The organism is Paenibacillus enshidis (genome assembly GCF_042136365.1).
GTDB lineage: Bacteria > Bacillota > Bacilli > Paenibacillales > Paenibacillaceae > Paenibacillus > Paenibacillus enshidis.
This window is the reverse complement of sequence record NZ_JBHHMI010000006.1, coordinates 1-25,210: the sequence shown is the minus strand read 5'-3', so window position 1 is coordinate 25,210 and position 25,210 is coordinate 1. Positions and strand designations below refer to the sequence as shown.

Annotated in this window: 21 protein-coding genes and 1 pseudogene; 7 read left to right on the top strand and 15 right to left on the bottom strand. The window is 50.8% G+C overall.

Going from position 1 to position 25,210, the window contains the following annotated elements; all coding sequences use genetic code 11:
- Positions 1-35: 35 nt before the first annotated feature.
- The 4 genes from ACE41H_RS08870 to ACE41H_RS08855 all read right to left on the bottom strand — a co-directional run bounded on the left by ACE41H_RS08870 (position 36) and on the right by ACE41H_RS08855 (position 5,033).
- The gene (locus ACE41H_RS08870) at positions 36-1,673 is read right to left on the bottom strand and encodes an ABC transporter substrate-binding protein (protein WP_375354833.1); all 1,638 of its coding nucleotides are present in this window, start codon (positions 1,671-1,673) and stop codon (positions 36-38) included.
- A 30-nt stretch (positions 1,674-1,703) separates the two neighbouring features.
- Positions 1,704-3,032, bottom strand: coding sequence for an LLM class flavin-dependent oxidoreductase (locus ACE41H_RS08865; RefSeq protein ID WP_375354831.1), 1,329 nt, complete (start codon positions 3,030-3,032; stop codon positions 1,704-1,706).
- A gap of 347 nt (positions 3,033-3,379) precedes the next feature.
- Positions 3,380-4,500 (bottom strand): IS3 family transposase gene (locus ACE41H_RS08860; protein ID WP_375354829.1). Its coding sequence is split into 2 segments (ribosomal slippage): positions 3,380-4,251 and positions 4,251-4,500, totalling 1,122 coding nucleotides; the frame shifts between segments, so codons are not numbered across the junction.
- Positions 4,501-4,649: 149 nt separating this feature from the next.
- A complete protein-coding gene (locus ACE41H_RS08855) occupies positions 4,650-5,033 on the bottom strand; it encodes a MerR family transcriptional regulator (RefSeq protein WP_375354827.1) in 384 nt (127 codons plus the stop codon).
- 172 nt (positions 5,034-5,205) lie between these two features.
- Between ACE41H_RS08855 and ACE41H_RS08850 the strand changes: the two genes are divergently transcribed.
- Positions 5,206-6,051, top strand: a complete 846-nt coding sequence (locus tag ACE41H_RS08850) for an SDR family oxidoreductase (protein ID WP_375354825.1) — start codon at positions 5,206-5,208, stop codon at positions 6,049-6,051.
- 47 nt (positions 6,052-6,098) lie between these two features.
- The gene (locus tag ACE41H_RS08845) at positions 6,099-7,049 is read left to right on the top strand and encodes an alpha/beta hydrolase (RefSeq protein WP_375354823.1); all 951 of its coding nucleotides are present in this window, start codon (positions 6,099-6,101) and stop codon (positions 7,047-7,049) included.
- A gap of 150 nt (positions 7,050-7,199) precedes the next feature.
- Here the strand turns inward: ACE41H_RS08845 and ACE41H_RS08840 are convergent, their stop codons facing one another.
- From ACE41H_RS08840 to ACE41H_RS08820, 5 genes are all read right to left on the bottom strand, one after another.
- Positions 7,200-7,307 (bottom strand): hypothetical protein, encoded by a 108-nt coding sequence (locus ACE41H_RS08840; protein WP_375354822.1) that lies wholly within the window; start codon positions 7,305-7,307, stop codon positions 7,200-7,202.
- Positions 7,307-7,573, bottom strand: a complete 267-nt coding sequence (locus ACE41H_RS08835) for a GNAT family N-acetyltransferase (RefSeq protein WP_375354821.1) — start codon at positions 7,571-7,573, stop codon at positions 7,307-7,309. The genes ACE41H_RS08840 and ACE41H_RS08835 overlap by 1 nt, the downstream gene beginning before the upstream one ends.
- A gap of 19 nt (positions 7,574-7,592) precedes the next feature.
- The gene (locus ACE41H_RS08830) at positions 7,593-8,174 is read right to left on the bottom strand and encodes a DUF4256 domain-containing protein (protein WP_375354820.1); all 582 of its coding nucleotides are present in this window, start codon (positions 8,172-8,174) and stop codon (positions 7,593-7,595) included.
- Between the two features lie 334 nt (positions 8,175-8,508).
- Positions 8,509-9,186, bottom strand: coding sequence for an HAD family hydrolase (locus ACE41H_RS08825; RefSeq protein ID WP_375354819.1), 678 nt, complete (start codon positions 9,184-9,186; stop codon positions 8,509-8,511).
- A 204-nt stretch (positions 9,187-9,390) separates the two neighbouring features.
- The gene (locus ACE41H_RS08820; protein ID WP_375354818.1) at positions 9,391-10,731 is read right to left on the bottom strand and encodes an aminotransferase-like domain-containing protein; all 1,341 of its coding nucleotides are present in this window, start codon (positions 10,729-10,731) and stop codon (positions 9,391-9,393) included.
- 203 nt (positions 10,732-10,934) lie between these two features.
- Here ACE41H_RS08820 and ACE41H_RS08815 point away from each other — a divergent pair, with 203 nt between their 5' ends.
- On the top strand, positions 10,935-11,897 hold the full coding sequence (locus ACE41H_RS08815; RefSeq protein ID WP_375354817.1) for a DMT family transporter: 963 nt from the start codon (positions 10,935-10,937) through the stop codon (positions 11,895-11,897).
- Positions 11,898-12,033: 136 nt separating this feature from the next.
- Here ACE41H_RS08815 and ACE41H_RS08810 read toward each other — a convergent pair.
- Positions 12,034-12,111, bottom strand: a pseudogene (locus ACE41H_RS08810) (VOC family protein); the annotation flags it as partial.
- Between the two features lie 409 nt (positions 12,112-12,520).
- On the opposite strand from ACE41H_RS08810, the gene ACE41H_RS08805 reads away from it, so the two are divergent.
- The gene (locus tag ACE41H_RS08805) at positions 12,521-12,601 is read left to right on the top strand and encodes a putative holin-like toxin (RefSeq protein WP_375355063.1); all 81 of its coding nucleotides are present in this window, start codon (positions 12,521-12,523) and stop codon (positions 12,599-12,601) included.
- A 257-nt stretch (positions 12,602-12,858) separates the two neighbouring features.
- Here the strand turns inward: ACE41H_RS08805 and ACE41H_RS08800 are convergent, their stop codons facing one another.
- The 4 genes from ACE41H_RS08800 to ACE41H_RS08785 form a co-directional block, all read right to left on the bottom strand.
- Positions 12,859-13,839, bottom strand: a complete 981-nt coding sequence (locus ACE41H_RS08800) for a phosphotransferase enzyme family protein (protein WP_375354816.1) — start codon at positions 13,837-13,839, stop codon at positions 12,859-12,861.
- A gap of 259 nt (positions 13,840-14,098) precedes the next feature.
- Complete coding sequence (gene rlmD / locus ACE41H_RS08795) at positions 14,099-15,652, bottom strand: 23S rRNA (uracil(1939)-C(5))-methyltransferase RlmD (RefSeq protein ID WP_375354815.1); 1,554 nt, start codon at positions 15,650-15,652, stop codon at positions 14,099-14,101.
- 169 nt (positions 15,653-15,821) lie between these two features.
- A complete protein-coding gene (locus ACE41H_RS08790) occupies positions 15,822-16,106 on the bottom strand; it encodes a DUF4183 domain-containing protein (RefSeq protein ID WP_375354814.1) in 285 nt (94 codons plus the stop codon).
- 389 nt (positions 16,107-16,495) lie between these two features.
- Positions 16,496-19,738: an alpha-helical endospore appendage domain-containing protein gene (locus tag ACE41H_RS08785; RefSeq protein WP_375354813.1), complete on the bottom strand. Its 3,243-nt coding sequence runs from the start codon at positions 19,736-19,738 to the stop codon at positions 16,496-16,498.
- A gap of 399 nt (positions 19,739-20,137) precedes the next feature.
- Here ACE41H_RS08785 and recQ point away from each other — a divergent pair, with 399 nt between their 5' ends.
- The 3 genes from recQ to ACE41H_RS08770 all read left to right on the top strand — a co-directional run bounded on the left by recQ (position 20,138) and on the right by ACE41H_RS08770 (position 24,640).
- Positions 20,138-22,000 (top strand): DNA helicase RecQ, encoded by a 1,863-nt coding sequence (gene recQ / locus ACE41H_RS08780; RefSeq protein ID WP_375354812.1) that lies wholly within the window; start codon positions 20,138-20,140, stop codon positions 21,998-22,000.
- A 25-nt stretch (positions 22,001-22,025) separates the two neighbouring features.
- Positions 22,026-23,822 (top strand): B12-binding domain-containing radical SAM protein, encoded by a 1,797-nt coding sequence (locus ACE41H_RS08775; RefSeq protein WP_375354811.1) that lies wholly within the window; start codon positions 22,026-22,028, stop codon positions 23,820-23,822.
- A 197-nt stretch (positions 23,823-24,019) separates the two neighbouring features.
- The gene (locus ACE41H_RS08770) at positions 24,020-24,640 is read left to right on the top strand and encodes a nitroreductase family protein (protein WP_375354810.1); all 621 of its coding nucleotides are present in this window, start codon (positions 24,020-24,022) and stop codon (positions 24,638-24,640) included.
- A 209-nt stretch (positions 24,641-24,849) separates the two neighbouring features.
- Here the strand turns inward: ACE41H_RS08770 and ACE41H_RS08765 are convergent, their stop codons facing one another.
- Positions 24,850-25,116 (bottom strand): MerR family transcriptional regulator, encoded by a 267-nt coding sequence (locus ACE41H_RS08765; protein ID WP_375354809.1) that lies wholly within the window; start codon positions 25,114-25,116, stop codon positions 24,850-24,852.
- Positions 25,117-25,210 lie beyond the last annotated feature (94 nt).

The following is a 25,210-nucleotide window of genomic DNA, read 5'->3' as shown; positions in this document are numbered from 1 at the left end:
ATGCTGATACCTCCTCGTTTACATTTTTGCCCCGACTAATGTTGCAGCTTTACATCGTTGAATATCGGATATCCGAGCACATCAAACTTCAAATTCTGGACCGATTTGGCGGCGGCTACAGTGTAAGGGAATACGTAGATCGGTATAATTACAGCCTGATCTTTAATGTACTGCTGCACTTTTTTGTACAATTCGGCACGTTTGGCGTCATCCGTCTCTACCGCACCCTGCTCAAGCCATTGATCCACCTGCGGATCAGAAAGCTTAGACAACGTAGCGGCGCCTGCGGCGGGCGTATGATAGAACGCATAAAGGGCGTTTGGATCGCCGTTAACCTGGCTGTTGCCGTACAAGTCATAATCCTGGTTCTGATAGATGACTGTCGCTACATCTTTCGTAATTTCCACCTGGACATCAATGCCGATTTTCTTTAACTGCTGCTGGATCATGACCGCAATATCATTGCGTTTCTCACGGTTTGGCGAACCATCTACATAATGAAGCGTCAGCTTTTTGCCGTCCTTCTCCCGGATCCCGTCCGCACCCGGCTTCCAGCCGAGCTCATCCAGCAAAGCCGCCGCTTTGGCCTGATCAGGCTGGATGGAATTTTCCAGCGACTCATCATAGCCAAATACGCCAGGCGTCAAAGCAGACCAGGCCTGGTTATAGGTGCCTAAATACAAGGTTTTCACGATGGCGCCCACATCGATGCCGTACTGCAGCGCCTGCCTTGCTTTCAGCTCATTCCAGGGCTTATGCTCCCGGTTGATGAACAAGGTGTAAGGTAAACCAATGGTATCGGTCTCCAAAATTTGAAAATTCGGATCGTTTTTTAAGGCCAGCACGTTTTGCGGAGGAACTGTTTCGGCAGCAAGCACCTGTCCGCTTTGTACACTGCCGATGCGCGTCGCTTCCTCGGGAACAATTTTGAACGTGATTTTATCCAAATAAGAGGCGCCTTGATTATCCACTGTTTCCGGGGCCCAATTGTATTCCGGATTACGTTCCACGGTGATCTCGGAGTTTTCCTCCCATTTTACGAACTTGAACGGCCCGGTTCCAACCGGATGCTTGCCGAACTCATCCCCGTATTGCTTGACCGCCGTTGGCGATATAATGCTTAACGGGCCCTGGCTCAGGTTGCCCAGGAAAGCCCTGGATGGCTGGGACAGATTCAGCTTGATCGTATATTCGTCGATCACTTCGGAGGATTCGTAAGGACTGATTTGGGCGGCGGCATTGCCTACCTTCACATTCGGATCGAGGATGCGGTCAAAGGTGAACTTCACGGCCTCTGCATTAAACGGTGTGCCATCATGGAATTTAACGCCTTTGCGCAGCTTGAACGTATAGCTTTTGTGATCGTCGGATATGCTCCATTCCGTTGCGAGCCAAGGCTTAATCGTATTGTCCGGCAGTTTGACCACCAGATTATCGAACATGGTCCGGTATACACGTGTGGCTACGGCCAAACCGCTTTGCTGCGGGGCCAGCGTATCGGGTGAAGTTGCCAGCGCATAGGTCAGCTCCCCGCCTGCGGTCGTCTGACCTGAAGCAACCTGATCCGCTCCGGCAGCCGTATTCTCCCCGCTGCCGCCGGAGCAGGCGGACAAGAGCAATGAAACCGTCAGAGTCAAAGCCGTCACATATCGATGCTGTTTGGATAATTTCATTTGTTCTGATCCCCCTGTGTCGAGAGTAGGTCAATTTGTGATCTTCTGTTTGGTGTAACGGTTCTCTGGATAGGGCAGCCCCAGATGTCCGCGCAGCGTATCCTCTTCGTACTCGTTACGGTACAGCCCACGCTGCTGAAGAAGCGGGACCACCTGATCCACGAAATCATGGAAGCCTCCTGGCACACCTGACCCGATAATAAAGCCGTCAGCTGCTTCCTCCCGAAACCATTCCTCAAGCTGATCCGCGATATGCTCCGGTGTTCCGGTAAACGCCGTTCTTGGTGTCGAAGCCCGCAGAGCTACTTGTCGTAAGGTCAAATGGAGCTCTTTTGCGTCTTTTTTGATTTTGTCAGTCGTGCTGCGGAATCCGTTTGATCCGAAGTCACCCAGCTCGGGGAACGGTTCATCCAGCGGATATTGTGTAAAGTCATGATAGTCGAAGAAACGGCTTAAGTAAGTTAGGGCGTCTTGAATGGACCCCAGCCCCGCAATCTCCTCATATTTGCGCTCCGCTTCCTCTGCCGTCCGGCCCACAATGACGGATATTCCAGGAAAGATTAGCAACTCTTCCGGAGAACGGCCGAAAGCCCGCGCTCTTGTCTTGACATCTTTATAAAAGGCGCGTGCTTCCTCCAGTGTCTCCTGTCCGGTAAATACGGCATCCGCCGTTTTGGCCGCCAGATTACGTCCCGCATCGGACGAGCCTGCCTGAAAAATAATCGGACGTCCCTGTTTGGAACGGGCAATATTCAAGGGGCCCTGTACGGAGAAAAATTCACCTTTATGGTTAAGCCGGTGAAGTTTGGCCGGATCAAAAAATACGCCGCTCGTTTTGTCCCGGATAAACGCATCGTCCTCCCACGAATCCCACAGTCCTGTCGTAACCTCCAGATATTCCTCAGCGATCCGGTAACGCTCGGCATGGGCCGGATGTTTGCCTTTATTGAAATTGGCGGCAGCGCCGTCGGATGGAGAGGTGACTACATTCCAGCCGGCGCGCCCGCCGCTGATATGGTCAAGCGAGGAAAACTGGCGTGCCACCGTAAAAGGCTCACTGTAGGAGGTCGACAATGTTCCGACAAGTCCGATGCGCGAAGTCGCGGCGGCCAGTGCGGACAGCAAAGTGAGCGGTTCAAACCGGTTAAGAAAATGGGGAATGGAATTTTCGTTAATATGGAGCCCATCCGCAATAAACACAAAATCAAATTTACCGGCTTCCGCTTTCCGGGCCAGATCCACATAAAGCGGGAAGCGAATGCTGGCATCCGCCTCCAACTCGGGATGTCTCCACAAGGACATGCTGGAACCAACGCCTTGCAGGAAGGTTCCCAATTTGAGATATCGATTTTGAGCCATGCTGTTTCTCCCCTTTCTCCAGCTAAAAAACAAATCCCGTCTAAACGACTTGGATTACTGTAATTTATATCTGCTATAATAGGCTAACACCCGGACAATGTATATTTGAAAAATTCAATACATCAATTTAAAGTTTCTATCGCTTCCACAAAACAACAATCAGAAATTATGTACAGTCAAAGGTAAGGTAGGCACTGCTCTGGCATCCGAGGTTGCGATCGCGATGCGCCCCATAGGGTGGAAGGTGGGGACGGAGGGATTGAAACGCAAAAAAAGAGGGGGAGACCCTCTTTTTTCTCAATAGTTTCGCTTTTTGAAGGATAGCTTTTTGGATTGTCAACAGTAAATCAGACAGCTTTTTTAAGGGCCTCTTGGCGGTACTGCACAGGTGTCATGTATCCCAGTGTTCCGTGAATGCGATGCTTATTAAACCAGTTGACGTAATCGTATAGTTCGATCTCCAAACGACGAAGGTTCTGAAGTTCCTGCTGGTTGACGAACTCGGTTTTCATCACCTTGTAGGTGGCTTCTGCTACGGCGTTGTCATAGGGACAGCCTTTCATGCTCAGAGAACGACCGATCTCAAAGGTTTCCAGAAGCTCATCCATCTTTTCATTTTTAAATTCACTGCCACGGTCGGTATGAAACCACTGAATTTGACGCAGATCCCCCTGTACGGTAGCAAAGGCGCGTGAAATCAGAGCAGCGTCCTTGTTCGGACCTGCGCTATGACCAATAATCTCTCGATTGAACAGATCAACGAGTACGCAAATGTAGTGCCACTGGTGCTGAACCTTCACATAGGTCAGGTCGCTGACGACGAAGCGTTTGGTCTCGATTTGGTCAAATTCACGATTCAGGATATTGGCTGTAGCTTCTTCGTTGCATACGGCTTTATGCGACTTGTATTGCGCCACCGTGTACGTGGAAACCAGTCCCTGTTCTTTCATGATTCGGCCAATACGGCGTCTGGACACGACGAGCCCACGTTCGTGGAGCTTGACTTTGATCTTGCGGGTGCCGTAAGCTTTTCGATTCTTGTGAAAGATATCCACAATGGCTTCAGTAAGATCGTCTTCATGGGCCCTTTCTGTAGCTTCATAGTAGAACGTACTTCTTGCCATTTGCAGGACGTCGCACATTGCTGATACCGAGTATTTATCACGATTGCTCTGGATGATAGCTACTTTCGTCCCATGATCAGCGCGGCTTGCTTTAAAATATCGACCTCCATCTTCAAACGCTGGTTCTCTTTTCGCAAAGCCATCAGCTCGTTTTCATCGGAAGAACGATTGTCTTTCTCCTTGAAGGAGCCGGACGTCTGAGCTTGCTTGATCCAGCGATCTAAAGCTGAGGCTGTGAGGTCGTATTCCTCCACAATCGCTGCTCTGGATTTCCCGTTTTCATAGAGTTGCACCATTTGCTTTTTAAATTCTGAGGTGAAGGTACGTCGTTGTTGTTTTGGCATTGTAGAGATCCGCTCCTTAACATGATAGGTTTATTCTACAAGCCCTTATTTTTATTGTCCAACTAAGTGTAGCCGATCCAGGTGCAGTCTCGGCTGGCAGCAAGGGAGTTACTGTAAAGAGGAAGGTGACAGATACTACCTTCCTCCGATCAGGGCAGCCGTTCAAATTTGTTTTCTTGGGCATCGATTAACGCCAGTTTGTAATTGAGCTTTTCCAGCGTTTTCATCAGCCGTACGATTTGTTCCTCTACTTTGCTTTTTTGGTTGGACAGCATCGTTTTTCTTAGGGGCAGTGTCCGATCTCCGCTCTTGTATAGTTCAACATATTGTTTGATTTCGGCCAGGGGCAAACCTGTCGAACGAAGGGCTTGTACCATCTCAACGCAATCGACGTAATGGTCGCTGAATTTGCGTACCCCATTAACATCCCGGTCAACAGCCGGCAATACGCCTTCCTTCTCATAAAAACGCAAAGTATACGCGGTAATGCCCGTTTTATTCACAACTTCCTTCATCGTATAAGCCATAAGCATTTTCACCGCCTCTTACTTGTTAGAGTTACTTTCATCTATTTTACAATCCGAGCTTGCTTCCAGTCCATACATCCCTTGTCCATAAGGGACCATGTTTTGGATTTGACTTAGAGCGGCTTTAGCCTTGTAAGCTAAGGGAGAAATAACAAAAGGATAAAGAGGAGGGTCTTCAATGACCAAAACGGTGTTGATCACCGGGAGTTCGACCGGATTGGGAAATACGGCAGCGAAGAAGTTCGCTTATGAAGGATGGAACGTGGTTGCGACGATGCGCAAACCGGACCAGCGCTTGGCAGAGGAAAATCCCGAACGGATTTTCGTAACTGCACTTGATGTTACTAAGCCCGCCACGATCGAGGCGGCGATTGCGGCAGGGGTTGATAGGTTCGGCCGGATCGACGCCGTCGTGAACAACGCCGGAGTCAGCATCCTCTCGATATTTGAAGCTACACCCATGAATGTGATCCGCGGAATTTTCGAGACCAATGTTTTCGGTGTCATGAACGTCATCCAGGCGATTACCCCTTATTTTCGTGAGCAACGGGGTGGAACCATCGTCAATATCACTTCGAACGTGGGTTTTGCATCCAACCCACTGCTGGCGGTCTATGTCGCGACCAAGCATGCCATCGAGGGGCTATCGGAATCATTGTCGTACGAGCTGGAATCGCAAAATATCTCCGTCAAACTTGTGGAACCCGGAGCCATGCGAACCACGAATTTCACGTCGAACACCATGGCCGCCGCCCAAGCCGTATCCATTCCACAAGCGTACAAGCCTTATTTTGATCATATGATGAACTCTATGATGAACTATCCGTTTGATAGTGCGGATGAGAACGAGGTTGCAGATCAGATATACGCCGCTGCATGCGATCCGTCTGCCCGGCTGCGCTATCTCGCAGGTCCGGACGCAGAGGAAACGGCTAAACTGAGGTGGTCCCATTCGGAAGAAAAGTACATGGCGACCATGCGCGACTTGCTAGGGCAAACGGCGTGGCAAAATAGACAGGGATGACATTCAATGACGATTTATGATTCTGCTTCACAAAGGATGGTTGGAGAATGGAAGAAAGATTACACCCGGAACTTAAAAATATGTTTTCCGTTTTACCGGAGGTTGTTTACACTCGAGAGAATTTAGCGGCCAAAAGGAAAGAGATGCAAGAGTTTGTTGCCGGTATGACAGCATCTCTGCCCGTTAATGATGCCGTTCTGACCTCAGAAAGATATGTTCCGGGCGCAGCAGGGGATCCGGATGTTCGGATCAAGATGTACGAACCGCGAGTAAAGAATGGGCCACTACCGGGAGTTCTCTATATTCATGGTGGCGGTTATATTCTTGGTTCCGCGGATATGATGGATCCTGCCTTGCAGCAGATGGCATCGGAACTCGAATGTGTCATCGTTTCCGTGGATTATCGGCTGGCTCCGGAGCATCCTTTTCCGGCTCCGCTCGAGGACTGCTACGCTGCACTCCAGTGGTTCTCCGAAAACGCTGAAGAACTGGGGAGCGATTCATCCAGAATCGCAGTGGTTGGCCCCAGTGCCGGCGGTGGATTAACGGCTGCCGTCTCTCTTTTGGCAAGAGATCGAAATGGCCCTTCGATCCTGTTCCAAATGCCCCTCTATCCGATGCTTGATGATCGGCACATGACCAAGTCCAGCCATGAAATAACGGATGACAGAGTGTGGAGCAGAGCAAAAAACCAATTGGGATGGGAAATGTATCTAGGGGATGGAGGTGAAGTATCTCAATATGCCGCTCCGGCACGTGCAACCGATTTGTCAGGGCTTCCACCTACGTACACCTGTGTCGGTGACCTGGATCCATTTCGCGATGAAACCATCGACTATGTTCTGAGGCTAACGCAGGCCGGTGTGCCAACAGAATTTCATTTATACCCTGGATGTTTTCATGGTTTCGAAGAATACTTTCCTTCTGCGGAGATCAGCCAGCGAGTGATAAAAGAATATCACGCGGCTTTAAAGCGTGCTCTATATAGGGCTTTATAAAACATCACGACTCAATTAGAAGCCGGTTGCCTGATTTTAAGCGCAACCGGCTTTGTGCGTTGTGGGCGATACTCTGTCAACTGCTCAAGTGGATCAAGGCCGACAAATAAATGAGCTCGACGCTGGGAATAAATGCATGTTACTCTCTGCTTAAAGGTTTAACCTATCATTATTCATAAAGATTAAACGTTTATTCGCATCTACTACACTGGCATACAGTTTGTGGAGCTGAAGGGACGCAAATGCGAATTCACTCATTAAACCAACGGCTTCTGTGCCATAACCCTTGCCCAATGTTCTTTATGCAGCACATAACCAATCTCGGCATGACTGGCTTCTTTGTCAAAATTGAAAATCATAGCAGTCCCTATCACTGCCTGGAAGGTATTCATTAAATTCCAACTGATAAAACATGACACATCCTCATCAGAAGCATAGCTATGTATCTCTTTAACATCATTTGAGCTTAGTGATTTAAAGCAGATGTTTTCACCTTCCAATGAATGAAAAGAACTTGTATTCATCTTTTTCTCCCTTCAATAATCAGACGCTTAGCGAGCCACGGAAACCCCTTGCACCATAGTAGGAGTCGGCTCCATTGTGGTACACAAAGACGGTGTCGTAGCGGCGATCACAAAAGAGGGCCCCGCCGAGTTTTCTGATATTCGCAGATGTTTTCACCCAGCTTGATGTTTTCATATCGAAATTTCCAAGCTTCTGCAGTTCCCGGTATTGTTCTTCCGTTAAAAGCTCAATGCCCATGGCAGCAGCCATATCGATAGCGGTATTTTCTGGTTTATGCGCTTTCCTGGACTCCAGTGCTTCACGGTCGTAACAAACACTTCTGCGGCCTTTAGGACTTTCTGCTGAACAATCGTAGAAAATGTATTCACCCGTCTTTTCATCATGACCCACAACATCCGGTTCACCGCCGGTTATTTCCATTTCATTGAGTGACCATAGTTTTTCAGGGTTAGCTTCGAGCTTGGCTTGAACTTTAGTCCATTCAATGTCTTTATGGCGATTCATGTTTTTCTCAAACCGGGTTTTTAATGTTCCGAGCAGTTCTTCACGTTGTTCGGGTAATATTTCCTTTATGTTACTGGTTTCATTGCTCTTTGTCATGTTAGCTCCTCCTTCGCAATAAAAAAACATTCCTCAGCCAGAACTATATGTCCCAGTTCAAGCAAATCATGAATGATAAAATCTGCTTACACGTGAAATCTCAAACTCGCCAATCCATTGGCGATAAACTGTATCTTTCATTATAACCACCACACTCCTGATATTAACTTAGAAAAGGCGTCGGTTTAAAGTGTCCATTATTGATAGAGATCTATATTCATGTCATCGGCCGGTTTTTACGCAATAAAATATAACTGCATTTGCATAGTTTACATAGGAGAAAGCGTGGCATGATGTGGCAGTATTCGCGCTCCCTACATCAGGCTAATGTGCGTTAATGATTGCCAATTTGAAGCTGTTCAATGATCGGTTTAAGTTCAGCCAAATCTTCAATGATAAAATCAGCCTGCACAGGAGCATCCCAAAATATATCTTTTTTCCAAATGGCAGTCATTCCAACATTCCGGGAGGCTTGAACATCATTTACCGGATGGTCTCCAACATAAATGCTCTCTGTCGGTTTTACTGCAAGGTTTTCCATGGATTTCATAAAAATTTGTGCGTCCGGTTTTTTGATTCCTTCTTTTTCCGAGATAAGAATCGTTGCGAAATATTTTTCAATTCCAAGGGCCTGTATATTGCTGTATTGCAAAGCAGCAGATCCGTTCGATATCATTCCTAATAGAATTTTTTGATTTTGAAGATATTCTAACAACTCAATCATGTTAGGGAACGGAATACAGTTGTGACTAAATTGAGTTACATAATCATCAAGTAATTCTTCCCATGTCATACCTTTGATTTCAAATTCGTCAATCAATTGGCGATAAACTTTGTCTTTCCATACATAACCACGTGCATCCAACGCAACAAATCTTGCTTTAAAATCTTTCTTTGCAATATGACCTAAAAAAGTATGCAATCGATTATACTGAGCATCAATGAATCCTTTCAAAGAAGCATCCCGATCCAATAAAGTTCCGTCCAAATCAAAAAGTACGGCTTTAATCATTCCTTCACACTCCTATGATTATCAAGAGGTAAATCTGTATTTAAAAAATGCTGATGGCCAGATTTTTGGTGGAATAGAAAGCGTGCGATTTCATCAAACTGGATACATTGAGCTTTCAAGCCTTAGATTTTTATAAAAAGCAAGATTTCGAAGTATATGGAGAAATTCAACAACAAAAAAGGAGCGGAGGGGTATGCCCTTAAACTACGCATTCATTCCACGTTTTACTTCTTCGATGACAGCTTTCACGCCCTCATGAATCTGCTCCGGCCGGGCGCGGGAGATGCTGATTCGCAAAAACTTCTCCCGTTGCAGATAGGTTGACAGGTAGAACAGCCTCCCGCTGCCTACAAGCACGCCCCGTCTCTTGAGTTGATCCACTACCCGCTCAAGATTGACTGCCTGCGGAATTTTGAATTGTGTATAAATGCCTGAACGGACATCCGCCACTTCAAGCAGCCCTGCATCGTTATACATTTTTACCGCATCGTGCAAGGTCTCAACCCTCGCTTCATACTGCCGATAGATCTTTTCTCTGTGCCTTTCGTACATGCCGTTTTTGATGTAGATATCCAGCGCCGCTTGTGACAGGAGGGCAGCCCCGCCTTGCTGATTGTATGTATGAAACCTGTCTAAAAGCGGCTCAGGCAGTACCACGGCACCGATCCGCAGCCCGGGGAAGATGATTTTCGAGAAACTTTTCAAATACACCACATGCCTGCTCTGGTCATAAGCAAATAGGGGCTCAAAACCCCGCCTGTCTCCGAGATCTCCCATATAGTCGTCTTCCAGCACATACACATCGTACTTGGCCGCCAGCCGCGCAATCGTCTTTTTCTCCTGGACTCCATAGGAGGTGCCCAGCGGATTATGATGCCTCGACATCGTATAAAAGCATTTGATATCCCCGTTGCAAAATAGCTCCTCTAACCGTTGCAAATCAATGCCGTCTGCGGTACGCGCAATGCTCTGCACCGGCAGATTCTCCGCCTCAAGGAACTTCAAATACAAATTATAGCTCGGCTGTTCCACCAGGATTACCGACCTGCCGTTCGGGAACGGCATCTTCGCTAACGTATGAAGTGCCTGCTGGATGCCTGGCGTCACCGCGATCTGTTGGGTCTTGGCGAACACCTGATCATCGGCGAGATGCTTAACGAGCGTTTCGCGCAGAGCGCTCAGCCCTTTTGGGTCCCCGTAGGTGAACAAATGGTATTTGTATGTGTCGATGGCCTTGTTCAAGCAATGCTGAAAATCCCGGTAAGGAAATACATTCAGATCGGGAGAGGAGGATGCAAAATCGATCACTCCATCATCCAGCTCGGCCTCTTGCTCTTCGTCCTCCACCATATAATAACCGCTCTGTGGAATCGAATAGATCGCATGACGTTTCTCAAGCTCCGCATAAGCCCTCGTCACCGTGCTGATGCTGCAGCCGTACATTTCCGCCGCCTGACGAACGGAGGGCAGCTTCTGGCCCGGACGAAGCTCGCCTGCAGCCCGCTTTTGTTCAAAATCCGCCAGGATTGCCGAATACTTTTTCATGACCTCCTCGCTCCTTATGCCTCAATACGTGCCCGAAGTTCTTCTTAGACCCCACTATACCGAAAAAAACGTCCAAGTACCATAAGCGCTGTCCGAAACTGTATCGGTACAGTTTCGGATTTTTCACATTGTGGCATGAAAGGGGAAGCCTTACGATTCAAGTACAGATTCGGTCCTACATTCGTCAAAGGAGGAAAACATCTATGCAATCTCAATTGCAACGCGGTCGCTTTTATGCCTATTTGGCCGTTCTAGTCTATGCGTTCATTCTTGGATTATCTTTTATGTTTACGAAAGTCGCCCTCATGTACGCCGATCCCATCGATACCTTGGCTCTGCGTTTTACCTTGTCATTCGCGGCGATTGTTATACTGGTGGCCACTGGCGTGTTTCGCATTTCGCTCAAGGGCAAACCATGGCCGAGACTGCTTCTGTTAGCCTTTATGTATCCGCTTGGTTTCTTTACCTTGCAGACATTTGGACTGCAGCATGCTTCATCTGCCGAAGGTGGTATCATTTTTGCGGTGACACCGATCCTTACCGCCTTACTGGCAGGGATCTTTTTGAAGGAATCCACGACACTGCGGCAGAAGCTGTCGATCCTGTTATCCGTCTTCGGCGTGGTATTGATCTTTGTCATGCAGGGTAGTGGCATTGAGCTTGCAAACGCAGCGGGTATATTGCTGCTTATCCTGTCATGTCTCGCATCTGCGGGCTATGTCGTCCTTTCGCGTTTTTTGCTTCGCACATTCACACCTACCGAAGTCACCAGCTCTATGATGGCAATCGGATGTGTCACCTTTTGGGCCGTGTCGCTCGTTGGTCATGCGGCCGACGGCACGATGAACCAAATCTTCGCGCCGCTGGCGCACACGGATTTTGTCTGGTCCATCGTTTATCTCGGCATATTGGCATCGCTGGTGACAGCTTTCTCGTCCAGCTATGCGCTGTCCAGGCTTGAAGCTTCCAAGATCAGCGTCTTTTCCAATCTGTCCACCGTCATCTCCATTGCAGCCGGAGCATTGATGCTCGGAGAGACCGTGACCATTTACCATCTCATCGGTTCTGCACTCATCATCGCAGGAGTGATCGGCACAAATGTGAAGCAGAAGGCCAAGCAGGGCGGCAACGCACCGGGTTACCGGACCAAACAAGCAGAGGGATGATCCCTGTGACCGTATTCGATAAGGTTCGGATTACAGGTGAACGCTCGGCAGGTATAAAAAACATGATATAGTACGATAGCATCTCAAAACTAAAAAGAGGGAGGTTAGCCCCTAGGTTAGCTCTCCCTTTTTGCTATTACTGCTGCACAATCTGAATCAGGTTGCCGCAAGTATCGTCGAAGACAGCCAGAGTGAGTTCGTCCATTTTTGTCGGCGCTTTGTTAACAATCTGGCTCCAATCAGAAAAAAACATACATTACTTGCAGCAAATCCTCTTCTGGTCTTTCATTTCCAGCCCGGTATGGTAAGTTATTAATGCTGACAAAGACTACATAAGAAACAAGATGGTTGAGTTTAATTTAATGTATTTCCCTGATGGTTTAGAAGGTAGGTATCAAGAGGTGAATCTGTTTTAAAAAAACGCGGATGGTCAAATTTTTGGTGGAATCATTAGTGAAATATGCTGGAACTGGATGGAGGTATTGACCATTATGGCGGTGCAGAATGTGGGTTTACTGGTGCCAGTATATTCCTAAAACTCTCCCTGCATGATATAATTGCAAAAGCAATAGAAAGGCTGATATAGGCGGTCGGCTAATCTCCCGGAAGGGAGGTGATGCCTTGTGACAGTGTTTGAAGCGGTTATGCTGATGCTTACCTTTGGTTCGCTGATTGTAGCGCTGCTGTCCAATAAAAACAAGTAGACCGCCCCCCATGCAAAGGTCGCGGTCTGCTTGATCGTATGTCCTCTTGTTAAGCCAACCGCCCTTAAAAGCGGCTATTGCTAGGAGAGTCGTGTTAGCGCACGGCTCTCTTTGCATTATACGCTGTTTCTGCCCTTATTATAACACGATGGGTGTGAATTTCAATCCACGGACGTATGTTCATTCAAGCGAATCAATGATTCCAAAAAACAAAATCCACCTTGCATTACGCCTGGTGGATCTTGTTTATTATTCACTCAATGTTGCTCTCGAAATCCCTGCCTAAATTCATCTCTAACGCGAGCGAGCTTTAACTTTATATCATTAAGCCATTTGGGCGCATCTGTGATTTCAGAACCTTCCAACGACCATAACAAATTCGAAAACCTATACAACTTCATGAATCTTTGAAAGTACGGAAACTGGTTAATGTCCTCATTGCTCAGCGGAATTACTGAACAGTAACCTTTTAGAAACGACTTCACTTGAGGATTATCCAAGTTCATATCATCGCCCAGAAAATCATCGAGAGCCGTTATAATGTCGTGAGCATACCAGCTATAAACAGCATCATCGAAATCAATAACGCTAAATGAACGATTATTCGATTTATAAAATATGTTGTCCAGTTGAAAATCATAGTGGATTAATCCATAATTACTGTTTGAAATCGGAAATGTTTGAAGCCACTCAGTTAATCTACCAAGTTCTTCAATTGCTTCTTGTTCATCCGGGTATCTTTGTAACATAGCATCAATTTTTCGTAGTATATCCTGCCAGTTCGATCTTTTCGTATCGGAAGGCTCGTACACTTTCGATAATTGATGCAAGGAAGCAAGTGATCTTCCCCAGTCCTCACATTGCACCTCGGTTATGTTCTCATCCAATGTGATGCCTTTGGCTGAACTAAACACAACTGCAAAATACGTTCCTTCTGAGTTCTGTACTGTCTCAATATAGTTACCATTTACTGAAAGAATAGGAGAAACACAAGGGTAATGATTCGATTTCAAATATTCCATGAATTCAAGCTCGGCTTTAATTTGTTCGATTGCACTCTCTTGATCAAAGCTGAATCGTAAAAAATATTTCTCCTGGTTTTTCTCAAAAGCATAGACGAAGTTTGAACTGGCACGCCAGAATTTCAATGAACCTTCGTCATATTCCCAATTTTGAATAAGATTTTTGGCAACGGCATCCGAAGCCAAACCTTTAACCATGTTACCTAACTTCATCATTTTGTTGTTTTCCTCCCACTATCTATGAGAGGACTAAACTCCGCTAAGAGGCAAGCCCTCTCATAGGCATACAATTTTGATTTTCCATCCTTTTCAAAATACGTCACCCCTTCCGTCATTTTCGGCAAAACAAACCGCTATCACCATGTTACCATAAAATGTAACTCATTGTATGGCTAAAAATCATTTTAAGCCATTTTTCTAACAAATTAAAGCAGAAGGGTTCGAGAATCTTTTACAGCTTCTCGAACCCTTCTGTTTATCCTTTACTTCTCACTATCAACGCACAGCATTCCACATGACTCGTCTGTGGGAACATATCGACAGGCTGAACCCACTCAATCGCATATCCTCCATCCAGCAGGACCTTGCAGTCCTTGGCCAAAGTGGATGGATTGCAGGATACGTAAACGAAACGTTTGGGCTTCGTACGCAGGATCGTGTCCAGAAACTTGCGGTCCAGGCCGGTGCGAGGCGGGTCGGCAACGATAATGTCAGGGGAGAAGCCGGATTTCACCCAGCGGGGCAGCAGTTCCTCCGCTTCTCCAACATAGAAGGAGGCGTTGGTCCGGTTGTTGCGCTCCGCATTGCGTTTTGCGTCTTCGACGGCTTCCGGAATGACCTCGATCCCCCTAACTTCCTTGGCGTAAGGAGCCAGCCATAAACCGATGGTGCCTGTCCCGCAATAAGCATCCACAACGGTTTCACGCCCGGTCAGGCCGGCTGCAACCTTGACGCTTTCATACAGCTTGACCGTCTGCTGCGGATTAAGCTGAAAGAACGCGCGCGGGGACAGGGCGAACTCCAGATCGCCGAGCGATTCCTGCATGGCTCCCGCTCCCCAGAGCGTAATCGTTTTATCGCCGAAAATGAGCGATGTGCGTTTCGGATTTACGTTCATGGAGATGCCTGTTACTTCCGGCAGCGTGAGGCGCAGCAGACGCACGAAATCATCCTTGCGCGGCAGCTTGCTGCCGGTGGTGACCAGAGTCACCTGCAGGTGACCGGATTGAAAGCCATGACGGACGACGATGGTACGGACACCGTCACGGGAGCCGTTGTCTTTGTACAGCGGAATTCGCAGTTCCTCGAGCACGGATTTTACCTTTTCCACGGCTTCATTGACCTTCGGATGCTGGATCGGACAGCCGCTGATGTCCACAATGTCGTGACTCTCCGCTTCATATAGCCCGGCAATGACCTCGCCCTGGCGGCGGGTGAGCTGAAGCTGTGCTTTATTGCGGTAATCCCACGGCTGCTCCATACCCAGCATCGGTTTCATCTTGATATCCTCCAGTCCGGCATAACGACTGAAGGCTTCACGTATAATGTCCACCTTGGCTTCTAACTGGCCTTCATAAGAAAGGTGCTGAATTTGGCAGCCGCCACAGACACCGAACACGGGGCAGGGGGGCTCAATGCGATGCGAGGATCTTTTCTCAATCTCGGTCAGTTCTGCTTTAATGAATTTGGGCTGTACGTCAATGACTTTGGCCTTCACAACTTCTCCGCTGAGTGCCCCGTCTATAAAAACAGCCTTGCGGCGGTAATATCCAACACCTTCCCCGTTGATGCCCAGCCGCTTGATCGTAACGACGATACGGTCGTCCGGGCGCAGCTCCTCTGCATCAGCAGCACCTGTGGACTTGCGGGAGAAGGGCTGTTTGTATGCCCCTTTTGGCTTGGGACCGGAAGAGACCATCTTGGCACCCGTATTGGCATTGTTTTTGCCTGTATGTGTTTTGGGCTGGGATTGTTTTTTCGGTTGTTCATAGGTTTGAGCTCCCTTGCGGGGGCGTTGCTGTTCACCCATATCGGTAATTTCTCCATCCTGTGTAGTATCGTGTCCACTATACCATGCGGGCAGGTGGAATGCTATGTAAGGAGCTTAGCGGAAAGCTTGCGTCGTCAGTAATGGCTTGCGCTAATATAGAAAGTACCGGTTATCTAATAAGATAACCGGTACTTTCGTACAACAGACCTTAAGTGACGACAAATTCAATTAACAAAGGTGTGGCTGCGTCGAGTGCATCACCGCCAGGTATGGTAATCGTTGTCGTTGAGATGGTTGAAACGTCAGATGTTTGGGGAACACCATTGATATAGAGTACATAATAAGCAAAGGAGCCTGGAAAAGCTGTTGCTGCAGCTCCAGCGTCATTTGTAAAGGTAGTTGCGGCAATGGCGAACGTCGCACCTGTTCCGGTTCCGGCTCCAAAGGTAGACTGGAACTTTCTGGAGGCCTGGAAGGGAGGAGTTATTGGCATAGCGGTTCACCTCCTTTCTCTATACCAAGATATGTTCGGCAGGTAGAGAAAGGAGCGGCGATAGTAGGAGGTTAAAAGAGTATTTTTAAAATTACTAGATAAACTGAACCAGTGAGGTTTCGTAGTAGATGATTTTATCCCCAATACTGTTGAACTGAGAAAGGGCCCGAGAAGGTGATCCAAGAAGTAAGCTTAACCCCGTAATCTAGGCCATGATATCTTTATCACTAACTCCAGCAACGCCCAAAGCCCTGCAGCATCCGGCCGACGATGAGCACTACAGACCATTCGAACGTGGTTTGTCTGGAGCAGCAGGAATGGAAGGACAGTGAAAGGTCATTCATGTACGAGAACTTTTCACTGTCCTGCTATATAGATAGACAAATTTGTTATGAAAATATGGCTGTAAAGTTAACGATCTCTAAAATGACCGGAGTTCCAGCATAAAGGGTTCCGCCCCCGTTATTTAACGTTAATGCAGATGAAATTACATTATATAAGCTCCCCTCTTGCAGGATTCCGTTGATAAATAAGTTATTGTAGCTGTTTGCTCCAAGTCCGCTGAATGCCGCGGCCGGGTTACCGGAATCATCAGTGAACTGGGTTGCGGCGAACGCTACCGGAGCAGATAAACTCGTATCACTTGGGAGGATGAGAAAATATCTGAACGCCGTAGGGATGATACTGATGCTGGTTATGGAAGGGCCGGTCGGTCCGGTAGCGCCTGTGGCCCCCGTGTCGCCCGTAGGTCCGGTGCTGCCGGTTGGCCCGGTGTTCCCCGTGGGCCCGGTGTCGCCCGTGGGTCCGGTGTTCCCCGTGGGTCCGGTGCTGCCGGTTGGCCCGGTGTTCCCCGTGGGCCCGGTGTTCCCCGTAGGTCCGGTGCTGCCGGTTGGCCCGGTATTGCCCGTGGGTCCGGTGTCGCCCGTGGGTCCGGTATCGCCCGTGGGTCCGGTGCTGCCGGTTGGCCCGGTATTGCCCGTGGGTCCGGTATTGCCCGTGGGTCCGGTGTCGCCCGTGGGTCCGGTGCTGCCGGTTGGCCCGGTATTGCCCGTGGGTCCGGTGCTGCCGGTTGGCCCGGTATTGCCCGTGGGTCCGGTGCCGCCTGTGGGTCCGGTATCGCCCGTGGGTCCGGTATTGCCCGTGGGTCCGGTGCCGCCTGTGGGTCCAGTGCTGCCGATTGGCCCGGTGTTGCCCGTGGGCCCGGTGTCGCCTGTGGGTCCAGTGCTGCCGATTGGCCCGGTGTTGCCCGTGGGCCCGGTGTTGCCCGTGGGTCCAGTGTTGCCCGTGGGTCCAGTGCTGCCGGTTGGCCCGGTGTTGCCCGTGGGCCCGGTGTCGCCTGTGGGTCCAGTGATGCCAGTTGGCCCGGTATTGCCCGTGGGTCCGGTGTCGCCTGTGGGTCCAGTGATGCCAGTTGGCCCGGTATTGCCCGTGGGTCCGGTATCGCCCGTGGGTCCGGTGCCGCCTGTGGGTCCGGTGCCGCCGGTTGGCCCGGTGTTCCCCGTGGGTCCGGTATCGCCCGTGGGTCCGGTGCCGCCTGTGGGTCCGGTGCTGCCCGTGGACCCCGTCGCCCCCGTGGTTCCCGTCGCCCCCGTGGTTCCCGTGGTGCCCGTGGCGCCCGTGGTTCCCGTTGCCCCCGTGGCTCCCGTGGACCCCGTCGCCCCCGTGGCTCCCGTGGACCCCGTCGCCCCCGTGGTTCCCGTTGCCCCCGTGGCGCCCGTGGACCCCGTCGCCCCCGTGGCTCCCGTGGACCCCGTCGCCCCCGTGGTTCCCGTGGCTCCCGTGGACCCCGTCGCCCCCGTGGTTCCCGTGGTTCCCGTGGCGCCCGTGGTTCCCGTGGTTCCCGTGGCGCCCGTGGTTCCCGTGGTTCCCGTGGTTCCCGTGGCGCCCGTGGTTCCCGTGGACCCCGTCGCCCCCGTGGTTCCCGTGGTTCCCGTGACTCCCGTGGTTCCCGTGGCGCCCGTGGACCCCGTCGCCCCCGTGGTTCCCGTGGCGCCCGTGGCTCCCGTGGACCCCGTCGCCCCCGTGGTTCCCGTGGCGCCCGTGGCGCCCGTTGCCCCCGTGGTGCCCGTGACTCCCGTGGCGCCCGTGGACCCCGTGGTTCCCGTGACTCCCGTGGTTCCCGTCGCCCCCGTGGACCCCGTGGCGCCCGTGGTTCCCGTCGCCCCCGTGGTTCCCGTGGCGCCCGTGTTGCCTGTGGCCCCAGTGATACCAGTTGCCCCTATGGTTCCTGTGGCGCCCGATGCCCCAGTTGGCCCAATGGGTCCCGTAACGCCTGAGGCCCCTGTCGGTCCGGGATCACCTGTCGGCCCGGTAGCCCCCGTGGCGCCCGTCGTCCCCGTTGGCCCAATGGATCCCGTCGCCCCAGTAGCTCCGGTTGGCCCGGTATCGCCCGTCGGTCCGATAGCGCCCGATGCCCCCGTGGCTCCTGTGGTCCCCGTTGGTCCAGTAGCGCCGGTGTCGCCCGTAGTAGCCCCAGTTGGCCCAATAGGTCCTGTAGCCCCCGTCGCCCCAGCCGGTCCGGGAACGCCCGATGGCCCCGTCGCCCCCGTCGGTCCGATGTCGCCTGTCGGCCCGGGAACGCCTGAGGCCCCTGTGGCGCCCGTGGTGCCGGTTGGTCCAATGGCGCCCGTCGCCCCAGTAGTGCCAGCCGGCCCGGGAACGCCCGATGGCCCCGTCGCCCCCATCGCCCCCGTCGGTCCGGTGTCGCCTGTCGGCCCGGGAACGCCTGAGGCCCCCGTGGCCCCTGTGGTGCCCGTCGCCCCGGTTGGCCCAATAGACCCCGTCGCCCCAGTAGCGCCAGCCGTCCCGGGAACGCCCGATGGCCCCGTGGTTCCCGTCGCCCCCGTCGGTCCGATGTCGCCCGTCGGCCCGGGATCACCCGTGGGTCCCGTGGCGCCCGTGCCACCCGTCGGTCCGATGTCGCCTGTCGGCCCGGGAACGCCTGAGGCCCCCGTGGCCCCTGTGGTTCCCGTGGCCCCTGTGGTGCCCGTCGCCCCGGTTGGCCCAATAGACCCCGTCGCCCCAGTGGCTCCAACCGCCCCGGTAGCGCCCGTGGGTCCCGTCGCGCCCGTGTCACCTGTCGGTCCGGTAGCGCCTGAAGCTCCCGTGTTCCCTGTGGCTCCCGAGGCCCCGGTTGGCCCAATAGATCCTGTCGCCCCAGTAGCCCCAGTCGGCCCAGGATCGCCCGTGGTGCCCGTCGCACCCGTGCCACCCGTCGGTCCGGTGTCACCCGTCGGTCCGGTGTCGCCGGTCGGCCCGATAGCGCCCGTGTTCCCTGTGGCACCCGTGCCACCCGTCGGCCCAGTAGCGCCGGTCGGCCCTGTTGAATCACCTGAGTAAGGTGCGTCTAAAATATATTCCAGCTTGTTTTGAAGTACCAACTCTTTTTTTGTTATATCTTTCACCATATTTCTGACACTATCATTGACAGCCAAAAGTTCACTTATTGTAGGAGCCGGTCTGGAAATACCCGGGAACGTCCCAAGCACATATTGCAGTTTTTCTCCTTCCGCATTAAGAATATGGCTTAGGCCAAGTTCTTCAAAAGCTACAGAAGATATAAGCAAGTTGATAGCATCATTTCTGGTTAAGGATATATTAGGTGTTATGTTAGGTATGTTGGGTTGTGACATTTGTTAGCCTCCTTTTCATCATAATACGTTCCGAGTTAACTGAGACGGATTGCTATTATTGTTTTTTCTTCATAAACGCTAATTCACTCCCCTTAGAGTCATCCGTTAAATCAAATAATGTATACTATGTCACCTGACCATCGGCGGCGCTAACACAGGGTTGAAAAGAAGTACACGTTTTTGGCAGAATGGCTTGTTCGGTTGCCCATTTTTTAGAAGCCCGCTAAACTAGAGATACAGGCGGGATACAGCGGGTTTCCAAGTTCCGTTGCCTATTGAAATGATGCCGTATTGATGGGAAAATAACATGTACTGGATGTTTAGGCCGTAAAATCGGTTAAGCATGAGAACAAAAGGTTTATAGGCGTTATGAACGCTGTTTATAAGGGGTTTTGAATAATGAACGTGCAAGCACCGGGTCTGGAACAGGCGCGCGAGCTTTTGATCAAGTTTTATGGATATCCCGATTTCCGGGAAGGACAAAAGAAAATTGTAGAAAGTCTGCTGCAGGGCAGCGACACGCTCGGCATTATGCCGACTGGCGGGGGCAAATCCATCTGCTATCAGATTCCGGCATTGCTGTATGACGGTCTTACGCTGGTCGTATCCCCGCTGATCTCGCTGATGAAGGATCAGGTAGATGCGCTGACTGCGATGGGAATACCGGCAGCATTCATTAACAGTACCTTAAGCGGCCGGGAAGTGAATGAACGTATCCGGAGAGCGCAGCGCGGCGACCTGAAGCTGCTCTATGTCGCACCGGAGCGTCTGGAGCTGGACTGGTTCCGTGAGGAGATAGCCCAACTGCCGATCTCCTGTGTTGCCGTGGATGAGGCGCATTGTGTGTCACAGTGGGGGCATGATTTTCGGACAAGCTACCTGGCTGTGGCTCCGTTTGTAGACAGCTTGCCACAGCGTCCGATCCTGGCTGCTTTCACGGCAACGGCGACACCGCAGGTTATGGATGATATTGTGCGTTTGCTGCGGCTGCGTGAGCCCGGGACGTTTGTCACCGGACTTGGTCGTGATAACCTGGCGTTTCATGTGCTGCGGGGTGAGGACAAAAAAGCTTATATCATGAACTATGTGCGGGAGCATGCCGGAGAGGCGGGCATTATCTATGCAGCGACACGCAAGGATGTCGACGATCTGTACCAGCGCCTGCGCGATGCCGGTCTAGCGTCAGGGCGTTACCATGCCGGAATGAGTGACGATGAGCGCGCGGAAAGCCAGGAGGCTTTTCTGTATGACGATATTCAAGTCGTGGTCGCGACGAATGCATTTGGGATGGGCATTGATAAATCGAACGTACGGTATGTGCTTCATTACAACATGCCGAAGAATATGGAAGCTTATGTACAGGAAGCCGGGCGGGCCGGACGTGACGGCGATCCGAGCCAATGCATCCTGCTGTTTGGGCCGCAGGATATTGTCACCCAGAAATTCCTGATTGAGCAGAACCCGCAGGATGAGGAACGCAAGCGCAACGACTACCGGAAGCTGCAGCAGATGGTTGACTATTGCTATACAACCCGCTGTTTGCGCAGCGCACAGTTGGATTATTTTGGCGAAGCGCATGACGATACACCGTGCGGGAATTGCAGCTCCTGCACCGATGAGCGCGAGCTCGTGGATATGACGGTGGATGCGCAGAAAATCTTTTCCTGCATTCACCGCATGCGGGAACGGTTTGGCGCGACGATGGTCGCGGCGGTGCTGAAGGGTTCACGCAACAAAAAGGTGTTGCAGTACGGCTTTGACAGCCTCCCGACCTATGGCGTCATGGGCAACCACACGGAAAAGGAAATCGTAGAGATCATCAACGTGCTGATCTCGGAAGGATATCTGTCCCTCAGCGAAGGACAGTATCCGGTTGTACGGCTGCAGCAGCTTGCGGCAGAGGTATTAAAAGGGCAGCGCCAGGTCATGCAGCGTGTTGTGCGTCATGCGACTGCCATCTCTGGCGGCTCGGGCAGCCGACGCGGCAGAGATGCTTACCCGTCAGCGGTTAATGAGACGGTATTCGAGCAGCTGCGCCTGATCCGCCGTGATCTGGCGGCGAAGGAGCATGTGCCTTCCTATATTATTTTCAACGATGCTACCCTGCGGGAAATGAGCGTAGCCAATCCGCGGAGCGAAGCGGATATGCTGCGCATCAAAGGGGTCGGGGAAGTGAAATTCCGGAAGTACGGCAAGCCGTTCCTGGACTTCTTCCTGAATCAGACAGACGATTCAGCTCCGCTCTATGACGATGAGTTTTAACCAATTTACGCAAAGGTCGTGACCCATGAAAGTCATTCTGTCCACTTTAAACGCGAAGTACATCCATACGTCGCTCGCTATCCGCTGTCTGAAGGCGTACAGCGAGCGCGATTTTGACATTGAGCTGGCGGAATATACGATCAAGGACCCGGTGATGAATATCGTCTCAGACCTGTACCGGCGGGGAGCGGACGTGATCGGCTTCTCCTGTTATATCTGGAATATCGAAGAAACGATCAAGGTCATTGACGTCTTGAAGAAGGTTATGCCAGATGTAAAAGTCGTGCTCGGCGGACCGGAGGTCTCCTATGATACGGAATACTGGATGAACCGGCTGCATAACGTCGACTTTATCGTGATGGGTGAAGGGGAAGAGTCGTTTCATCAGCTTCTGCAGGAGATTGAGGGAGCGGGCAAGTATCATTTTGTGTACGGCCTGGCTTACCGCAAGGGTGACGAGGTTATCCTTATGCCAGGGCGGCCGAAGGCCAATCTGAACGAGCTGCCAAGCCCGTACCGGTTCCCGGAGGATATTCCCGAGCTTGGGAAGAGGGTTGTCTATTTCGAAACAAGCCGGGGTTGTCCGTTCAGCTGCCAGTTCTGCCTGTCCAGTATAGAGGTCGGTGTGCGCTACTTTGATATTGAGCGGACCAAGTCCGACCTGCTGTATCTGATTGACAACGGGGCCAAGCTGATCAAGTTCGTCGACCGCACCTTCAATATCAAGCGGGATTATGCCCTTGAGATGTTCAAGTTCCTGATCGAAAACCACCGGGGTTGTGTATTCCAGTTTGAAATTACGGCGGACATTATGCGGCCAGAGGTGCTGGACTATCTGGCAGAGCACGCGCCTCCGGGTATTTTCCGGTTCGAAATTGGCGTGCAGTCCACCAACGATCCGACGAACGAACTGGTGAAACGGCGGCAGAACTTTGCCAAGCTGACGCGGACGGTAACGAAGGTCAAAGAGAGCGGAAAGATCGACCAGCATCTGGATCTGATCGCAGGCCTGCCGCTGGAGGACTATAACACATTCTGCAAAACCTTTAATGACGTTTTCGCACTAGGTCCGGAAGAGCTGCAGCTCGGCTTCCTCAAAATGCTGCGCGGTACGGGCCTCCGCCTGGATGCCGAGAAGTATAACTACATTTATATGGATGTTGCGCCGTATGAAATGCTGAGCAATGACATGTTGTCTTTTGCAGATATTGTTCGTTTGAAGCGACTGGAGGATGTGCTGGAGAAATACTGGAACGCACATCGGATGGATCATACGCTGAACTACCTGATCGAACGAGAATTCCCATCCGCCTTCGACTTCTTTCAGCAGTTCGGGGACTATTGGGAGGAGCAGGGCTGGCAGAAGATCGGACATCAGCTGGAGGATCTGTTTAACCGGCTTTACGCTTTTCTTAAGCAGCGCGATACAAAGAGAATGGATGTTGTCCTCGGCTTGATGAAGCTGGACTACTTCCTGAATCACAAGTATAAGCCGCGTAAAATTTGGTGGGACACTTCGCTCGATAAAGACGACCGCAGCGAGTATGTCAAACTGGCGGCCAGCCATCCGGATGTGGTGCAAGCTCCTGCCGGAGAACGATTCACTTCACCTGCATTTGCTGAATTGGGAATGGGGGAGAAGGAGCTGCAGAAGTTCGCGGTGGTTGACGTGTTGCCGTTCCGGCTTGAACATATTCTGGGTGGAGGCAGCGCTTTGACGGCCGATGGCCGTACACTCCTGATTGTGGTATACCAGCAGAACGAAGACCAGAAGCCTTGGTATTATACAATGCCGCTGGGCAAAGAGGCTGCTGCGATTTAAAAATAGTAAATGATAATGATCCCTTTCGGTTGAATGTCTTTATTGCCGGAGGGGATTTTTTTGTTTAAAAGAGATTGACACCGTAATAAAAGAGGAATAGTATTGCTTTATGATGAAAAAATCTTTAAATAAAGATAAATAATTTTAATGATTATCCGATATAGAAATGTAAGATAACCGAATTGGAGGAGAACGAAATGACTGATTTTGTACAAGTGGTAAAGGAAAGACGTTCTGCAAGCAATTTTCTTCCAGATCACCCGATCACGAAGGAAGAACTGAATGAAATTTTTGAGCTGGTCAAGCTGGGGCCATCGGCTTTTAACCTGCAGCATACAAGCTATATCGCGGTCACCGACCCGGTCTATAAGGAAAAGCTTAAGAAAGCGGCATATGGGCAGTATAAAGTAGGCAGTTCTGCTGCGGTTATTGTGGTCCTGGGGGATAAAAAGGCATATCTTCAGGCAGCCGAAATTTATGAAGGACTTAAGCTGTTGGGCGTGGTTAATAAGCAGGAGTATGATCATATGGTCAACGATACCGTTGCTACCTATGAATCGAAAGGGGAACAATTTCAAAGAGACGAGGCGATCCGCAATGCGTCGCTGTCTGCGATGCTGTTCATGATGGCGGCCAAGGATAAGGGCTGGGATACATGTCCAATGATCGGTTTTGATCCGGAAGCGGTGAAAGAGGTCCTCAACATCGACGACCAGCATGAGGTTGTATTAATGATCACCATCGGTAAAGAGAAGGTGGAGAGCCGGAAGCCGCGCGGTTACCGGAAGCCGGTAAACGAATTTGTGACTCATATATAAAAATGTTGTTTCGTAAGCTCACTAGTACATGGCACTTTACCCCAAGGGTACGGTGTCTTTTTTTGTATGATTGACCATCAATCAAAAGTTAAGAATGTTGTTTCTCTTAGTAGCTGGGGGCTGATAAAGAAAAAGGTACTGGGCCAGTTACGGGATTACATCTGCTTGAACAGGGTTTAAACCAAATTGAACAGTTAAATGTTTTGCATTTACGAGCAGGGTATTTCATGGAAAAGATTGGTGCTCATATTGGGGTCGCAGTCCTGCAAAGCATCCTTCAGTTCGGCCAGCGAACAGCCGATGGACTGGAAATTCTTGATGAGCCTCAACCGCTCGACAGCCTCTTCCGAATAGTTGCAGTAATTATTGCTCTCTCGCCGGACATGCCGATCATCCAGCAAGCCTTCCTTTTCATAAAAGCGGATCGTATGGATCGTTAATCCTATCTTGTCCGCCAGTTCCTGAATTTTTATCATCATTTCTCCTTTGGACCGCTTGCCCTAGAGTTCACTTCATAGTTTATGCTTAACATGTTCAAGCAGTCAACTCATGAAGGAGGATATCATTATG

Excerpts from the sequence above, each read along its gene's own strand:
- ACE41H_RS08790 (WP_375354814.1), bottom strand. The coding sequence starts at position 16,106 with ATGCCAATAACTCCTCCCTTCCAGGCCTCCAGAAAGTTCCAGTCTACC.
- ACE41H_RS08865 (WP_375354831.1), bottom strand. The coding sequence starts at position 3,032 with ATGGCTCAAAATCGATATCTCAAATTGGGAACCTTCCTGCAAGGCGTT.
- ACE41H_RS08785 (WP_375354813.1), bottom strand. The coding sequence starts at position 19,738 with ATGTCACAACCCAACATACCTAACATAACACCTAATATATCCTTAACC.
- ACE41H_RS08765 (WP_375354809.1), bottom strand. The coding sequence starts at position 25,116 with ATGATAAAAATTCAGGAACTGGCGGACAAGATAGGATTAACGATCCAT.
- ACE41H_RS08835 (WP_375354821.1), bottom strand. The coding sequence starts at position 7,573 with ATGAATACAAGTTCTTTTCATTCATTGGAAGGTGAAAACATCTGCTTT.
- recQ (WP_375354812.1), top strand. The coding sequence starts at position 20,138 with ATGAACGTGCAAGCACCGGGTCTGGAACAGGCGCGCGAGCTTTTGATC.
- ACE41H_RS08800 (WP_375354816.1), bottom strand. The coding sequence starts at position 13,839 with ATGATGAAGTTAGGTAACATGGTTAAAGGTTTGGCTTCGGATGCCGTT.
- ACE41H_RS08775 (WP_375354811.1), top strand. The coding sequence starts at position 22,026 with ATGAAAGTCATTCTGTCCACTTTAAACGCGAAGTACATCCATACGTCG.
- ACE41H_RS08855 (WP_375354827.1), bottom strand. The coding sequence starts at position 5,033 with ATGCTTATGGCTTATACGATGAAGGAAGTTGTGAATAAAACGGGCATT.
- ACE41H_RS08870 (WP_375354833.1), bottom strand. The coding sequence starts at position 1,673 with ATGAAATTATCCAAACAGCATCGATATGTGACGGCTTTGACTCTGACG.
- ACE41H_RS08825 (WP_375354819.1), bottom strand. The coding sequence starts at position 9,186 with ATGATTAAAGCCGTACTTTTTGATTTGGACGGAACTTTATTGGATCGG.
- ACE41H_RS08850 (WP_375354825.1), top strand. The coding sequence starts at position 5,206 with ATGACCAAAACGGTGTTGATCACCGGGAGTTCGACCGGATTGGGAAAT.
- ACE41H_RS08770 (WP_375354810.1), top strand. The coding sequence starts at position 24,020 with ATGACTGATTTTGTACAAGTGGTAAAGGAAAGACGTTCTGCAAGCAAT.
- ACE41H_RS08840 (WP_375354822.1), bottom strand. The coding sequence starts at position 7,307 with ATGAGTGAATTCGCATTTGCGTCCCTTCAGCTCCACAAACTGTATGCC.
- ACE41H_RS08815 (WP_375354817.1), top strand. The coding sequence starts at position 10,935 with ATGCAATCTCAATTGCAACGCGGTCGCTTTTATGCCTATTTGGCCGTT.
- ACE41H_RS08830 (WP_375354820.1), bottom strand. The coding sequence starts at position 8,174 with ATGACAAAGAGCAATGAAACCAGTAACATAAAGGAAATATTACCCGAA.
- ACE41H_RS08820 (WP_375354818.1), bottom strand. The coding sequence starts at position 10,731 with ATGAAAAAGTATTCGGCAATCCTGGCGGATTTTGAACAAAAGCGGGCT.
- rlmD (WP_375354815.1), bottom strand. The coding sequence starts at position 15,652 with ATGGGTGAACAGCAACGCCCCCGCAAGGGAGCTCAAACCTATGAACAA.
- ACE41H_RS08845 (WP_375354823.1), top strand. The coding sequence starts at position 6,099 with ATGGAAGAAAGATTACACCCGGAACTTAAAAATATGTTTTCCGTTTTA.